This window comes from Lichenibacterium minor (assembly GCF_004137685.1).
Classification (GTDB): domain Bacteria; phylum Pseudomonadota; class Alphaproteobacteria; order Rhizobiales; family Beijerinckiaceae; genus Lichenihabitans; species Lichenihabitans minor.
The window spans coordinates 51,803-64,516 of the sequence record NZ_QYBB01000014.1 but is presented as its reverse complement, the minus strand read 5'-3'; the positions used below and the strand labels follow the sequence as shown (position 1 = coordinate 64,516).

General features: G+C 73.4%; 16 protein-coding genes. 10 read left to right on the top strand and 6 right to left on the bottom strand.

All coding sequences use genetic code 11. From position 1 onward, the window contains the following. Window positions 1-9 precede the first annotated feature (9 nt). From D3273_RS13725 to D3273_RS13715, 3 genes are read right to left on the bottom strand one after another with little or no spacing between them, the layout of a single operon-like run. Window positions 10-933, bottom strand: a complete 924-nt coding sequence (locus tag D3273_RS13725) for a division plane positioning ATPase MipZ (RefSeq protein ID WP_129227453.1) — start codon at window positions 931-933, stop codon at window positions 10-12. A 3-nt stretch (window positions 934-936) separates the two neighbouring features. Continuing rightward, window positions 937-2,163, bottom strand: a complete 1,227-nt coding sequence (locus D3273_RS13720) for an FAD-dependent monooxygenase (protein WP_129227452.1) — start codon at window positions 2,161-2,163, stop codon at window positions 937-939. Between the two features lie 8 nt (window positions 2,164-2,171). Then, window positions 2,172-2,417: a zinc-finger domain-containing protein gene (locus D3273_RS13715; protein WP_129227451.1), complete on the bottom strand. Its 246-nt coding sequence runs from the start codon at window positions 2,415-2,417 to the stop codon at window positions 2,172-2,174. 156 nt (window positions 2,418-2,573) lie between these two features. Here D3273_RS13715 and D3273_RS13710 point away from each other — a divergent pair, with 156 nt between their 5' ends. The 3 genes from D3273_RS13710 to D3273_RS13700 all read left to right on the top strand — a co-directional run bounded on the left by D3273_RS13710 (window position 2,574) and on the right by D3273_RS13700 (window position 4,915). Then, the gene (locus D3273_RS13710; RefSeq protein ID WP_129227450.1) at window positions 2,574-3,338 is read left to right on the top strand and encodes an alpha/beta fold hydrolase; all 765 of its coding nucleotides are present in this window, start codon (window positions 2,574-2,576) and stop codon (window positions 3,336-3,338) included. 138 nt (window positions 3,339-3,476) lie between these two features. After that, on the top strand, window positions 3,477-4,358 hold the full coding sequence (gene cysE / locus D3273_RS13705) for a serine O-acetyltransferase (RefSeq protein WP_129227449.1): 882 nt from the start codon (window positions 3,477-3,479) through the stop codon (window positions 4,356-4,358). Window positions 4,359-4,519: 161 nt separating this feature from the next. Next, a complete protein-coding gene (locus tag D3273_RS13700) occupies window positions 4,520-4,915 on the top strand; it encodes a DUF3126 family protein (protein ID WP_129227448.1) in 396 nt (131 codons plus the stop codon). Between the two features lie 39 nt (window positions 4,916-4,954). On the opposite strand, the gene D3273_RS13695 is transcribed toward D3273_RS13700, so the two are convergent. Together D3273_RS13695 and D3273_RS13690 are read right to left on the bottom strand one after the other, a co-directional pair. Beyond that, window positions 4,955-5,563, bottom strand: coding sequence for a PilZ domain-containing protein (locus tag D3273_RS13695; RefSeq protein WP_129227447.1), 609 nt, complete (start codon window positions 5,561-5,563; stop codon window positions 4,955-4,957). Between the two features lie 106 nt (window positions 5,564-5,669). Then, a complete protein-coding gene (locus D3273_RS13690) occupies window positions 5,670-6,272 on the bottom strand; it encodes a PAS domain-containing protein (protein WP_129227446.1) in 603 nt (200 codons plus the stop codon). A gap of 262 nt (window positions 6,273-6,534) precedes the next feature. Here D3273_RS13690 and D3273_RS13685 point away from each other — a divergent pair, with 262 nt between their 5' ends. Next, window positions 6,535-7,410 (top strand): rhomboid family intramembrane serine protease, encoded by an 876-nt coding sequence (locus D3273_RS13685; RefSeq protein ID WP_129227445.1) that lies wholly within the window; start codon window positions 6,535-6,537, stop codon window positions 7,408-7,410. A gap of 19 nt (window positions 7,411-7,429) precedes the next feature. Here D3273_RS13685 and D3273_RS13680 read toward each other — a convergent pair whose 3' ends face one another. Further along, complete coding sequence (locus D3273_RS13680) at window positions 7,430-7,894, bottom strand: outer membrane protein assembly factor BamE (RefSeq protein ID WP_428977778.1); 465 nt, start codon at window positions 7,892-7,894, stop codon at window positions 7,430-7,432. Between the two features lie 215 nt (window positions 7,895-8,109). On the opposite strand from D3273_RS13680, the gene D3273_RS13675 reads away from it, so the two are divergent. The 6 genes from D3273_RS13675 to D3273_RS13650 all read left to right on the top strand — a co-directional run bounded on the left by D3273_RS13675 (window position 8,110) and on the right by D3273_RS13650 (window position 12,657). After that, the gene (locus D3273_RS13675) at window positions 8,110-8,685 is read left to right on the top strand and encodes a ubiquinol-cytochrome C chaperone family protein (RefSeq protein WP_245501155.1); all 576 of its coding nucleotides are present in this window, start codon (window positions 8,110-8,112) and stop codon (window positions 8,683-8,685) included. Then, on the top strand, window positions 8,682-9,245 hold the full coding sequence (locus D3273_RS13670) for a YceD family protein (protein ID WP_129227444.1): 564 nt from the start codon (window positions 8,682-8,684) through the stop codon (window positions 9,243-9,245). The genes D3273_RS13675 and D3273_RS13670 overlap by 4 nt, the downstream gene beginning before the upstream one ends. 146 nt (window positions 9,246-9,391) lie before the next feature. After that, window positions 9,392-10,474, top strand: a complete 1,083-nt coding sequence (gene plsX, locus D3273_RS13665) for a phosphate acyltransferase PlsX (protein ID WP_129227443.1) — start codon at window positions 9,392-9,394, stop codon at window positions 10,472-10,474. A 173-nt stretch (window positions 10,475-10,647) separates the two neighbouring features. Then, the gene (locus D3273_RS13660; RefSeq protein WP_245501154.1) at window positions 10,648-11,634 is read left to right on the top strand and encodes a beta-ketoacyl-ACP synthase III; all 987 of its coding nucleotides are present in this window, start codon (window positions 10,648-10,650) and stop codon (window positions 11,632-11,634) included. 116 nt (window positions 11,635-11,750) lie between these two features. Further along, window positions 11,751-12,083 (top strand): integration host factor subunit alpha, encoded by a 333-nt coding sequence (locus tag D3273_RS13655; protein ID WP_129227442.1) that lies wholly within the window; start codon window positions 11,751-11,753, stop codon window positions 12,081-12,083. Then, window positions 12,076-12,657, top strand: coding sequence for a MerR family transcriptional regulator (locus D3273_RS13650; protein ID WP_129227440.1), 582 nt, complete (start codon window positions 12,076-12,078; stop codon window positions 12,655-12,657). The genes D3273_RS13655 and D3273_RS13650 overlap by 8 nt, the downstream gene beginning before the upstream one ends. Window positions 12,658-12,714: the final 57 nt, after the last annotated feature.

Genomic DNA, 12,714 nt, shown 5'->3' with positions numbered 1-12,714 from the left:
ACGGCGCGCTCAGGACCCGCCGGGCGGGCGCTCCCGGTAGAACCGCGACATGCGCTCGAACCAGGCGTGGCGCGCCGCCATGTGGGACACCCCGGGGGTCCGCACGGGCAGGCGCAGCGTTTCGATCAGCTCGGCGATCTCCTGGCGCGCGGCGAGTTGCGAGTTCGTCAGCACGCCCCCCTTGGCGCCGTCCTCGATGGCGTCGAGCGCGGTCAGCCCGATGGGGAACAGTTCGCGGAAGATGACGCGGTCGTGCAGCCCTTCCGCGGCGCGGAACTGCAGCTCCGCGGCGAGCCTGCCGACCGACAGGGCGATCTGCCTGGCGTTGTTCGACTGGATCGAGGCCACGCGGTTGCGCAGCAGCACCCAGTCGATCATGCCGGCGTCGACCTGCCGCCGCCGCCGGCGCGCTTCGAGCACGAGGTCGGCGTAATGCGCCACCGCGCCGCGCTTAGCCCGGTCGTGGTGGACGCGCGAAAACACGTCCACGTCGATGAAGCTGTCGTTGATGGGCGACACCAGCGTGTCGGCCAGCGAATGCGCGAGGCGCATCAGGTAGCTGTCGGAGGCCGGGGTGTCGATCACCACGAACTCGTAGTCGTGCTCGATCCGCTCGATCGCGTCGGCGAACACCCCGAACTCGCGCGTCTCGTTGTCGCCGACGTCGAGCGAATCGCCCCGGTCGAGGGCGTGGTGGAACGGCATCTCGAGGGCGACGCCGGACTGTTCCGCCCAGGACTGCCGGTTCTCGAAGAACCGCGTGAGCGTGCGCTGGCGCGTGTCGAGGTCGACCGTCGCCACGCGGTAGCCCGCCTTCAGCAGCCCCACCGTGGTGTGGATGGACACGGTGGACTTGCCGGTGCCGCCCTTCTCGTTGGCCACCACGATGACGTGGGCCGAGCGCAGGTCCGGTTTCTGGGGTTCGGTCGACATGGATCAGGTCGGGGTTGGCGCGGGTGCGCTCGTCCGGGTGCCGGCGAACCGCCTGACCTCCGCGGGTGCGTCGTAGAGCCAGTCGACCCGCGCCGCCAGCCGGGCGGGGCCGAGGGTCGAGAGCACGATGTCGCGCGCGAGGGAGGCCGGCGGGCCGAGGTGGTACACGCGGCCCTGCTTGGCGGATTGCGCCTGAACGCGAGATGTCCGGGGCCGCCGCAGGCCCTCGTAGGCCCGGAACGCCGCGGGCAGGTCGCCGCCGCAGCGCGCGACGGCGTCGGCCAGCACCGCCGCGTCCTCGATCGACTGCGCCGCGCCCTGCGCCAGGAACGGCAGCATCGGGTGGGCGGCGTCTCCCAGCAGCGTCACGGCGCCGTCGGACCAGCGGGGCAGGGGCGGCCGGTCCAGCAGCGGCCACCGGCGCCAGTCCGGCGCCGCCGCGATGAGGCGTCGCGCGGGTGGGGCCCAACCGGCGAAGCGACGCTCGACCGCGGCGGCCTCGGCGGGCTGCGACCAGGTTTCCGCGCCGCCGGTCGGCGCGCCCTCGTCGACGATGGCGACGACGTTGACCCGCCGCCCGCCGTCGACCGGGTAGTGCACCAGGTGGGCGCCGCGCCCGAGCCACAGGTTCGAGCGCGGCACGAGCGCGTCCGGGTCGGCCGCCGCGCGCGGGACCGACGCGCGAAAGGCCGAGCGGGTCGAGGCGCTGGCGTCGCCGGCGCCCGTCATCTGCCGCCGCACCGCCGAGCGGATGCCGTCCGCCCCGACGAGCCCGTCGGCCGCCGCCGCGCCGTCGGCGAAGCGCAGCGCGACGCCGCGCCCGCTGCCTTCGTAGCCTTCCACCGCGCGGCCGAGGTGGAGCGCGATGGCGGGGCGCAGCGCCACGCGGGCGAGGAGCGCCGCCTGCAGGTCGGCCCGGAGCGCCGACAGGAAGGGCGCGCCGTAGCGGGCCGCGGCCGCGGGGCCGAGCGGCACGCGGGCCAGCACGGCCCCGTCGCGCGCCCGGCGCATCAGCACCTCGGAGGACTCGACGGCCGCCGGCCCGAGCTCGTCGAGCACGCCGAGGCGCCGCAGCACCAGCGACGCGTTCGGCGACAGCTGCACCCCGGCGCCGACCGCGTCCAGCGTCCCCGCGCGCTCGTAGACGTCGACCGCGCAGCCGACCTCCGCCAGCGCCAGGGCGGCCGCGAGGCCGCCGATGCCGGCGCCCGCGACGGCGATCCTCGGCATGGCGCCCGTCAGGGCGCGGTGTCGGGCGTGTATTCGCAGGCGGACGGGTCGGCGTGGTGGCCGAGCGCCCCGTTGAACACGTAATGGGTCGAGCAGTAGGGACAGATGGCGTCGTCGCTGTCGCCCATGTCGATGAACGTGTGGGGATGGTCGAGCGGCGGCAGCGCGCCGGTGCACATGAACTCCCTGACCCCGATCCGGATGGTGGGCACGCCGGGCTGATTGTGGAAATGCGGGGTCTGGTGGCCGGCCATGGGTGTCCTCGGCGGGTGAACGATCGCGCCGCACCATAGGGGGAACGACGCCGGAAGGGTAGGGCGCCGGGGCCTCGCCCGGACGGCGCGGCACTTGCCGCCCGGCGGGGGCTTGGGGCAAAGCTCGCGGACGGCGGGTGGTGGGGACGCGGCGGCATGGACTTTTCTTCGGACGGCATCAGGATCGCGTTCCGCGACGAGCCCCCCGCGGCGGCGGACCGCGGCGAACCCGCGCTGCTGGTCCACGGCTTCGCGTCCTCGGCCCGCACCAACTGGGCCGATACGGGTTGGCTCCGCACCCTGTCGGAGGACGGGCGCCGCGCCGTGGCGTTCGACCACCGCGGCCACGGGGCGAGCGACAAGCCGCACGCCGCCGACGCCTACGCCACGCCGCTGATGGCCGAGGATGCGCTCTGCCTCCTCGACCACCTCGGGATCGAACGCGCCGACGTGATCGGCTATTCGATGGGGGCGCGCGTCGCGGCCTTTCTCGCGCTGCGGGCGCCGGACCGCGTCCGCTCGGTCGTGTTCGGCGGCCTCGGCGTCCACCTCGTGCGCGGCGTCGGCCTGCCGTCCGGCATCGGCGACGCCATGGAGGCGCCCTCGCTCGACGCCCTCACCGACCCCATGCAGCGGATGTTCCGCCGCTTCGCCGAGGCGGGCGGCAACGACCTCCGGGCGCTGGCCGCCTGCATCCGCGGCTCGCGCCAGACCCTCACACCCGCGGACGTCGGCCGCATCGCCGCGCCCTGCCTCGTCGCCGTGGGGACCCGGGACGCGGTCGCGGGCGACCCGCGCGGCCTGGCGGAACTGCTTCCCCGCGGGGACGTGCTCGACATCCCGGACCGCGACCACAACCCGGCGGTCGGCGACAGGGTCTTCAAGGCCGGCACCCTCGCGTTCCTGCTCCGTCGCCCCTGATCCGGCCCCGTCGCGGAGCCGTCGCGTCCATGCTGCACCATGTCGCCAGCGGGCCGGGCCTTGTTCCCCGTCGGCGAACCCGTATGTGTTGAGGTGGTCCCACGTCGCGGGGCCTCCGGCGCGTGGAGAGTTCGAGTCATGTGGCACAACCAGAGCGCCCAGGTCGTCGAGATGGCGAGCGTCGACCCGCTCTTCGCCCGCATGCGGACCGAGGCCGACGAGATCCTGCACCACGAGCCGGTGCTGTCGAAGCTGATGCTGACGACGGTTCTGAACCACGACACGCTGGACGCGGCCGTGATCTACCGCATCGCGGCGAGGCTCGACCACGGCGACGTGCCCGCCATCCTGCTCAGCCAGGCGTTCACCGAGGTGGCGCGGCACGATCCCGCCATCGGCGACGCGTTCCGGGCCGACATCATGGCCTTCTTCGACCGCGACCCGGCCTGCACCCGCCTCGTCGAGCCGCTCCTGCACTTCAAGGGGTTTCACGCCATTCAAACCCACCGCTTCGCCCACGCGCTGTGGGGCATGGGGCGGCGCGACCTCGCCCTCTACCTGCAGAGCCGGTCCTCCGGGGTGTTCGGGACCGACATCCATCCGGCGGCGCCCTTCGGCAAGGGCATCTTCCTCGACCACGCCACCGGCCTCGTGGTCGGCGTCACGGCCGTGGTCGAGGACGACGTGTCGCTGCTCCACGACGTGACGCTCGGGGGCACCGGCAAGGAGACGGGCGACCGCCACCCCAAGATCCGCCGCGGAGTGCTGATCGGCGCCGGCGCCAAGGTGCTGGGCAACATCGAGGTCGGCCACTGCTCCCGCATCGCGGCCGGTTCCGTGGTGCTGGCGTCCGTGCCGCCGAAGAAGACCGTGGTGGGCGTGCCGGGCCGCGTCGTGGGGGAAGCCGGCTGCGCCGAGCCCGCCCGCACCATGGACCAGATCATCGCCCAGAAGACGCAGGACCGCGCCTTCGTCGAGCAGGGCCGCGGCATCGGCCGGGCCGTCGTCCAGGGCCTGTGACCGGGCGCGCCCCGCGCGAGGCTCCTCCTCGGCGGGTTGGAACGGGATGAGGCTTCCGCCGGACGCCTCGCTCGGCTAGGGTTTCGGCCCGGCCCGAGGGTCGGCACGAAGCCGTCCACCGCGGGACGCGATGCGCGGGCGGCGTCCTTTCGGAGCACAGCTTGAACAAGACCGAACTCCACAAGCTGCAGGACTACCTGCAGCGCACCTTCGGCAACAAGGCCCTGAAGGTTTTGCCGAACCAGGGCGACGCCGACCGGGCGGACGTGTCGCTGGGCGAGCGTCGCATCGCCACGATCGCGGTGGACGACGAGGACGGCGACCGCTCGTTCTCGTTCGAGATGAAGATCCCGGTCGACCGCCAGACGATCGAGTCCTACCTGCGGCTGCTGTTCGACAACGATAAGTTCAAGGTCGTGCCGCGGGCCAAGAAGACCGATTCCGTGGAGCTGAACGTGGGCAGCGACTTCCTGGGGGTCGTGTCGGCCGACGACCCGAAGGGCAAGTCCTACACGCTGCAGATGGCCATCCTCGACTACGACCTCGAGGAGATCTGACCGTCGGGGGGCGAGGACGGGCGCTTCCCCGCCCCGCCCTCACAGCTGGAGCGCGCTGGCGTCGCTGTCGGCCGAGAAGGGTCGCGCGAACTCGACCGCCACGCCCCCGTTGAAGCCGCGGACCACGTGGGCCGGCGTCTGCCCGATCGTGACCGGCGTGCCCACGGGGGGGTGGATGTCCGCCGTGAAGGCCGCGCCCGACACCGACACGTCGATGAGCCGGATCGGGTAGTCCCGGCCGTCCGGCAACCGCAGCGTCGAGCGCGGGTTGCGCGGCGCGACGCGCTCGTGGCGCCGGTCTTCGGGCATCCCGAGCGCGTGGCGGTTGCCGAGCCATGTGAGCTGGTCGGCCAGCTTCTCGCGCTTGACGAGCGGCACGTTGAGCGACAGCGCGAATCCCGACTCGAGCATGCGCGCCACCGTGCCCTCGATCCGGCCGATCTGGTCGATGTAGCAGATCACCCGTTCCTTCAGGGCGCCCCGCACGGGGGCGACGAGGGCCACGCCGCCGGGCGACATGTCGATGGTCTGGCATGGGAATTCCTGCCGGTTCGCCAGCATGTAACGTCCCAGCACGGCCACCCGCACGCGCTGGTGGCGGCGCCGCTCTTGGTCGTACGGATCGGATCTGAGGAGCGGGGATGACACCACCGGATGTCCGCCTTGGAGGTTCGGGACGGTTCTTCTGAAGCCCACTTTGACGCCCGACCCGTTAAGGCGACCTGAACTTGAAGGCCGTTGCGGCAGCGGACCGTCAGGCCCGGCCGGGCGGGTGCGGCGGCTCGCGCCGGCCGCCGGGATGCGGCGCGAAGGGGCGCGCGACGCGTCGGCCGAAGTCCGGCGCCCGGGGTGCGAGGCGGGGCTCCCCGAGGGCCTTGAGGTCGAGCGGCGCCGCGGCCGACAGGCCCATCCAGTCCGGCGCGGAGGCGGCGCCCAGCGACCCCAGCACGCGCGCGCGCCGGCCGGCCCCGGACGCGAGGGGCAGCAGCAGAAGCTCGACGTCGATGGCGCCGCGCCCCGGCGGCCCCCCGCGGGCCGCGGCGACGACGGGCCGGCCCCCGCCCAGCGCCGCATCCAGCGCGGCCGCGGCGAGCGCGGCACTGCGGGGGTCCCAGATGCTGTCGAAGGTGCTCCCCCGCAGCAGGCGGCCGAAAAGGGCGTCGATGCGCGTCCCGCTCAGGCTGAAGGTGGCGTCGGCCGGCCGGGGCAGGGGGAGCGCCGCGACATCCAGCATGAAGACGGAGGCGAGCACGCCGCGGATCGCCGCAGGGTCGATCTCGTCCCGTCCGGGCGCCGCCCGCCCGCCGCGGAGGGCGTCCCAATAGGCGTGGAGCTGGCGGCTGGCGGCATGTCTCATTCGGGTCACTCGGCGTCACGCCACGGCACGCCGTCCGTCCCGTTTCGGCACGGGCCGGAGGTCGCCCGGGCAGGTTGCCCCCGCCACCGCACGGCTCGTGCCGCCGGCCCCACCGCCCGATCCCACCCCTCTCGCCCGCGAGAGGAGGCCGCCATGCGTGGGACGACCGACGAAGGGCGGCCCAGGATCTTTCGCCCCGCGGCGGGACTTGTCGCTCCGTCGCCGACGCCCGGGATCGGCACCGGCCACCAAGGTTTCCCATTTGCTCGACCGTACCGCAGCGCCCGAGCGCGCGGCGCCGCAGCGCCAGCCCATCTTCGACATCCCGTGGCCGATCGCGGCGACGCTCGTCGTGCTGGTCGGGATCCACGCCCTGCGCCAGGTCCTGCCGGACGCTTGGGACGACGCGCTCTTCACCCGGCTGGCCTTCGTGCCCGGGCGGTTCAGCTACGCTCTCGTCCCGGACCGCGTCGTCGGCGCCGTTGTGGCGCTGGCGCGGCACGGTGCGGAGGGCTACCGGCAGGCGCAGGCCGAGCGCTTCTTCCTCGGCGACGGCACGCTCCAGCCTTGGACGGCCCTCACCTACGCGCTGCTCCACGCCGATTGGGGGCATATCGGGCTGAACGGCGTCTGGCTTCTCGCCTTCGGCACGCCGGTTGCGCGCCGATTCGGCGCTCGGCGCTTCTTCGCCTTCATGGCCGTCACCGCCGCGGCGGGCGCCGTCGCGCAATGGGCCGCGCATCCGCTCGACCTCGAGCCGGTGATCGGCGCGTCGGCCGCGGTGTCGGGCTGCATGGGAGCGGCGCTGCGCTTCATGTTCCGGCCGCACGTGCCCCTGTCGGCCCTCGTGGACGCGGTCGGCGACGGCCGCCGCCGGGCCTTTCTCGCGCCCGCCCAGTCGCTGCGCGAGGTGCTGTCGGACAGCCGGTCGCTGACGTTCCTGGTCGCGTGGTTCGCCACCAACCTCCTGTTCGGGCTGGGCTCGATCTCGTTCGGGATCGGCGGCGGCGCGATCGCGTGGCAGGCCCATATCGGCGGCTTTGCGGCCGGGCTGCTCCTGTTCCCGGCCTTCGACCCGGTCCCGCGGGGCGACCCGGCCGGCTCGGCGGCGCCCCCCGACCCCGCGGCGGGCCCCTGAGGCGGCCCGCCGGAACCGGTCAGGTGAACTTGAGCAGCGAGCGGAACAGGTTCCTGACGAAGCCCTGCTCGGCGCCGCCCGTCGGCGTGGTGCGGCTGATGAAGTCGAACACCTTGCCGTCCTGCAGGCCGTAGTTGGCGATGCGCTCGACCTTCTTGTCCTTGTTGAAATAGACGGCGAGCACCCGCTGGTCGACGACGGCCGGTGCCGAGAAGGCGAAGGTGCGGTCCACCGTCTGGCTGATGTAGTACCAGGCCGTGCCGCCCACCGTGGAGGTCGTCGACGGGGTGCCCAGCAGCACGAGCACCTGCTCGGCGGAGGAGCCGGCCTTCACCTGTTCGAGCGAGCGCTGGTCCGCCACGTAGCCGCGCGTGACTTCGCCGTCGTAGCCGAGGCAGCCGCCGAGGCTCAGGGCCAGCAGGCCGACGCCGGCGAGCCCGGCGACCCGTCGGGCGCGCGCCGAGCCGTTGTCCATGCGTCGCATCCGAACCTCCTGAGCACCGTTTCGGCGCGGCGCACCGCGCTCCGCGGGGGCATCGCCACGCGCAACCAGAAGCGAGGTGGCTTTCGCGGAGCCGACGCACCGCCGCGGACCCTTGCATTGGGCGAGGGCAGTGCGTAACTGCGGCATCCGCGAAATGCAAGTTTCGCCCCCTCGATGCCGCGCCGCAGGATGCGCCGGCCGTCGGATCCGGCGCCATGGTGCTCCCGCTCGGGATGCTGTTCCCTTTCGCGCGTCGGCGCCCCGATCCCCGGCGCGCCCTGCTGGACCGCCTGCACGGCGAGATCGTCGGCGCGGTGCGGCGCCCGGCGTTCTACATCGACTACGGCGTGCCCGACACGTTCGAAGGACGGTTCGAACTCCTCGCCCTCCACGCAGGCCTCGTCCTGCGCCGTTTCAACGCCGCCGAAAAGCCGGGACCGGCCGTCGCGCAGGATCTCGTCGACACGGTCTTCGCCCATCTCGAAGCCGACCTCCGCGAAGCCGGCGTCGGCGACGTTACGGTGCCTAAGCGCATGAAGCGGCTGTGCGAGGCCTTCCTCGGCCGCTCCGCCGCCTACGACGCCGGCCTGCGCTCCGGCGACGGCGCGCTGGCGTCCGCGCTGGGGCGCAACGTTTACGCGGGCCGTGTCGAAGGGGATGCAGCGGAACGCCTGTCGCGCTACGCGACCCTGGCCGCGGATGTCCTCGCGTCGACCCCGCTCGCGTCCTGCCTCGAAGCACCGCTGCCCTTTCCCGACCCGTCGACCGTCCCGTCCCTGAGCCCGCCATGACCCGTTCGATCCCGCCCTCCGGTCCCCTGTCCCGCCGCTTCGACGCGGCGTCGGCGCGCGACACCGCGACGAGCTTCGCGCTCGACACCACGCCGGCCGAACGCGACGCCCTGGCGCGGGACTGCGACCTGCCCGGCATCGACGCGCTGTCGGCCGCCTTCCGCATCCGGCGCGAGGGCGCCGACGGCCTCCACGTCACCGGGACCGTGTCGGCGCGCGTGCGCCAGGTCTGCGTCGTCTCGCTCGACGAATTCGCGTCCGACGTGTCGGAGCCGGTCGACGTGCGGTTCGCCCCCGAAGCCGAGGTGGAGGAACTGGCGGCGGCGCGGGCGGCGCGGCCCGGAGGCGACGACGAGGACCTCGAGGACCTGCCCGATCCCATCGTCAACGGGCGGGTGGACCTCGGATCGCTCGCGGCCGAAATCCTGGTGCTCGGCCTCGACCCTTATCCGCGCAAGCCCGGGGTGGCCTTCGCCGACCCCGCGCCGGAGCCGGCCGAGGAGCCGGAGGCTTCGCCCTTCGCGGCCTTGAAGGCGTTGAAGGGCCCCGAAACGGCCTGACCCCGGGCCGAAGCGTCCGCGGCCGGGGCGGGGCGAGGTGTCGCGCCACGTCGCTTTGGCGAGTTGACGTGGCCACCGGCGTGACGGCATGGAACCTGGGCTTCCCACCGGAGCCCGATGACCGGCTTCGAAGACGAGGGTGACGGATGAACGAGGCGGTTCGGATCGCAATCGATGCCATGGGCGGCGATCACGGACCCTCCGTCGTGGTTCCGGGTGCCGCTTTGGCGTTGCGCGAGCGCCCGGGGACGCGCTTCCTGCTGGTGGGAGACGAGGCGCAGATCGCCCCGCTGCTCGCCCGGGAGCCCGCGCTGTCCGCCGCATCCGAGGTGGTCCACACCACCGTGGCGGTCCGCATGGACGACAAGCCGAGCCAGGCGCTCCGCTCCGGCCGCCGAACCTCGTCCATGTGGATGGCCATCGACGCCGTGAAGACGGGCCGCGCCGACTGCGTCGTGTCGGCCGGCAACACCGGCGCCCTCATGGCCATGTCGAAGATCTGCCTCCGCACCATGGCGCATGTGGACCGGCCCGCCATCGCCGCCATGTGGCCGACCGTGAAGGGCGTGTCCATCGTCCTCGACGTCGGCGCCAGCATCGGTGCCGATGCCCAGCACCTCGTGGACCTCGGCATCATGGGCGCCGCGATGGCCCGCATCGTACGCGGCATCGAGCGCCCGAGCGTCGGACTGCTGAACGTCGGCGTCGAGGAGATCAAGGGGCTCGAGGAGATCAAGGCGGCGGGGCGCATGCTGCGCGAACTCGCGCTGCCGTCGCTCGATTACCGCGGCTTCGTCGAGGGCGACGACCTCGGGCGCGGGACGGTCGACGTCGTGGTGACCGAGGGCTTCACGGGCAACATCGCTCTGAAGACCGCGGAAGGCACCGCCGTGCAGATCGGCCGCTACCTGCGCGAGGTGATGAGCGCCAACCTCATGTCCAAGGTCGGCTACTGGTTCGCCCGCGGCGCCTTCGCGGCGCTGCGCGAGAAGATGGACCCGCGCGGCGTCAACGGCGGCGTCTTCCTCGGGCTCGACGGCGTCGTCATCAAGAGCCACGGCGGCACCGACGCGGTGGGCTACGCCCGCGCCATCGGGGTCGGGCACGAGATGGTCAGCCACGACCTGCTCGCCCGCATCCGCGACCAGCTCGCGCTGTCGCAGGACAGCCAGTCGGCCGCCGCCGCCGCCGCGGCGCTGCCGGGAACCGCCGCCGTTTCGGCGCCGTGAGGGCGGGGCCCCTCGGCGATTGCCGCTGGCGCCGATTCGGCGCATAGGGAGGCTCCGCGGGTCCGGCGCCCTCGGCCCGCGGCTCGTCCGGACGGGCCCGCGCTTCCGGCCGGCGCAGGGCGGCCCGGCGCGCATGGCGCGGCGCCGGCCGGGTTCAGTGATGAAGAGGCCTCGTGGTGGAATCGAGCGGCTGGCGGTCCGTGGTGCGAGGCGTCGGCGCCTACCTGCCCGAGCGTTGCGTCACCAACGCCGAGCTGGCGCGCACCGTCGACACGTCCGACGAATGGATCCTCCAGCGCACCGGCATCACCCGGCGCTTCTTCGCGGCCGAGGGTGAGACGACGTCACAGCTCGCCACCCACGCGGCCCGCGCCGCGCTGGACCGAGCGGGGCGCGACGCCCGCGACGTCGACCTCGTCATCGTGGCGACCGCGACGCCCGACTACACCTTTCCCGCCACCGCCACCCAGGTTCAGGCGGCCCTCGGCCTCACGGCCGGCGTCGCCTTCGACCTCCAGGCCGTGTGTTCGGGCTTCGTCTTCGCCCTCGCGACGGCCGACAAGTTCCTGCGCTCGGGGTCGCACCGCTGCGCCCTGGTGATCGGCGCCGAAACCTTTTCCCGCCTGCTCGACTGGTCGGACCGCACCACCTGCGTGCTGTTCGGCGACGGCGCCGGCGCCGTGCTGCTCGAAGCCGAGCGGGGGGGCGACGCGCTGCGGGACGGCGGCATCATCACCACGCATCTGCGGTCGGACGGGCGCGGGCGCGACAAGCTGTTCGTCGACGGCGGCCCCTCGACGACCGGCACCACCGGCCACCTGCGCATGCAGGGCAAGGACGTGTTCCGCCACGCGGTCGGCCAGGTGACGGACGTCGTCGTCGACGCCTTCGCGGCGGCGGGGATCGGCCCCGACGACCTCGACTGGTTCGTGCCGCACCAGGCCAACCGCCGCATCATCGACGCGTCGGCGGCGAAGCTCGGCATCGATCCCGCGAAGGTGGTGACCACGGTGCACCTGCATGCCAACACGTCGGCGGCCTCGGTGCCGCTTGCGCTCGACGAGGCCTGCCGCGACGGGCGTATCCGCCCGGGGCACCTCGTGATGCTCGAAGCCGTGGGCGGCGGCTTCACCTGGGGGTCCGCGCTGCTGCGGTGGTGAACCGTATCGCGGTCGCAGGGCCGTCGTCGCGGCTTCCGCGCCCGCCCCGCAAGCGTTAAGCTTCCCCGCACGGCCTCCCCCGCCGGGCGGATCCAGGGAGATGATCGAGAGCGCCCATGGCCAGACCTCCCGGCACACCCGACGGCAAGACCATCACGCGGGCGGACCTGTCCGAGGCCGTGTACCAGCAGCTCGGCCTGTCGCGCAGCGAGTCGGCCGAGCTCGTCGAAATGGTGCTGCAGGAGATTTCCGGCGCCATCGCCCGGGGCGAGCCGGTGAAGCTGTCGTCCTTCGGCTCCTTCGTGGTGCGGTCCAAGGGCGAACGCATCGGCCGCAACCCGAAGACCGGCATCGAGGTCCCCATCACGCCGCGCCGCGTGATGGTGTTCAAGCCGTCGAACATCCTGAAAAGCCGCATCAACGGCGCGCCGCTGCCGCAGGATGATTGAGCGGCCCGTCTCGCAGAAGAGCGCCGACGCCTATCGCACCATCGGCGAGGTGGCGGAGGAGCTGCGGCTGCCGCAGCACGTGCTTCGGTTCTGGGAAACGCGGTTTCCGCAGGTCAAGCCGCTCAAGCGGGCGGGCGGGCGGCGGTTCTACCGGCCCGAGGACGTGGCGCTGCTGCGGGCCGTGCAGGCCCTGCTCTACGGCGAGGGCTACACCATCAAGGGCGTGCAGCGTTTGCTGGCCGAGTTCGGGGCGCGACACGTCGCCGACGCCCTGGCCCGATCGCGGGCCACGCCCGCGCCGGCAGCGCCCGAGCCGGGACACGACGGGGACGCCGCGGCCGGCCCGGACCGAGGCGAGCACAGCGGAGCCACGATGCCGAGTGATCAGCCGCCCACCCGCCGCGACCCCGTGCTGGCGGTCCCGCAGGCCCCGGTCAGGGCCGCCCCGCGGCGTCAGGAGGGGCGCGCCGCGCCCGGGTCCGACATCCCCGGCGGCATGGCCGACCGCCTCGCCGACGTGGCCGCCGACCTCGCCGAATGCGCGCGGCTGCTCTCGTCCGTCGGCCGCACGTGAAGGCCGCCGTCCTCGCGTCGACGACGGACTTCGCCGCGACGCCTCACCTTCGGGCTT

Excerpts from the sequence above, each read along its gene's own strand:
- D3273_RS13725 (WP_129227453.1), bottom strand. The coding sequence starts at position 933 with ATGTCGACCGAACCCCAGAAACCGGACCTGCGCTCGGCCCACGTCATC.
- D3273_RS13720 (WP_129227452.1), bottom strand. The coding sequence starts at position 2,163 with ATGCCGAGGATCGCCGTCGCGGGCGCCGGCATCGGCGGCCTCGCGGCC.
- D3273_RS13715 (WP_129227451.1), bottom strand. The coding sequence starts at position 2,417 with ATGGCCGGCCACCAGACCCCGCATTTCCACAATCAGCCCGGCGTGCCC.
- D3273_RS13710 (WP_129227450.1), top strand. The coding sequence starts at position 2,574 with ATGGACTTTTCTTCGGACGGCATCAGGATCGCGTTCCGCGACGAGCCC.
- cysE (WP_129227449.1), top strand. The coding sequence starts at position 3,477 with ATGTGGCACAACCAGAGCGCCCAGGTCGTCGAGATGGCGAGCGTCGAC.
- D3273_RS13690 (WP_129227446.1), bottom strand. The coding sequence starts at position 6,272 with ATGAGACATGCCGCCAGCCGCCAGCTCCACGCCTATTGGGACGCCCTC.
- D3273_RS13680 (WP_428977778.1), bottom strand. The coding sequence starts at position 7,894 with ATGCGACGCATGGACAACGGCTCGGCGCGCGCCCGACGGGTCGCCGGG.
- D3273_RS13675 (WP_245501155.1), top strand. The coding sequence starts at position 8,110 with ATGGTGCTCCCGCTCGGGATGCTGTTCCCTTTCGCGCGTCGGCGCCCC.
- D3273_RS13670 (WP_129227444.1), top strand. The coding sequence starts at position 8,682 with ATGACCCGTTCGATCCCGCCCTCCGGTCCCCTGTCCCGCCGCTTCGAC.
- plsX (WP_129227443.1), top strand. The coding sequence starts at position 9,392 with ATGAACGAGGCGGTTCGGATCGCAATCGATGCCATGGGCGGCGATCAC.
- D3273_RS13655 (WP_129227442.1), top strand. The coding sequence starts at position 11,751 with ATGGCCAGACCTCCCGGCACACCCGACGGCAAGACCATCACGCGGGCG.
- D3273_RS13650 (WP_129227440.1), top strand. The coding sequence starts at position 12,076 with ATGATTGAGCGGCCCGTCTCGCAGAAGAGCGCCGACGCCTATCGCACC.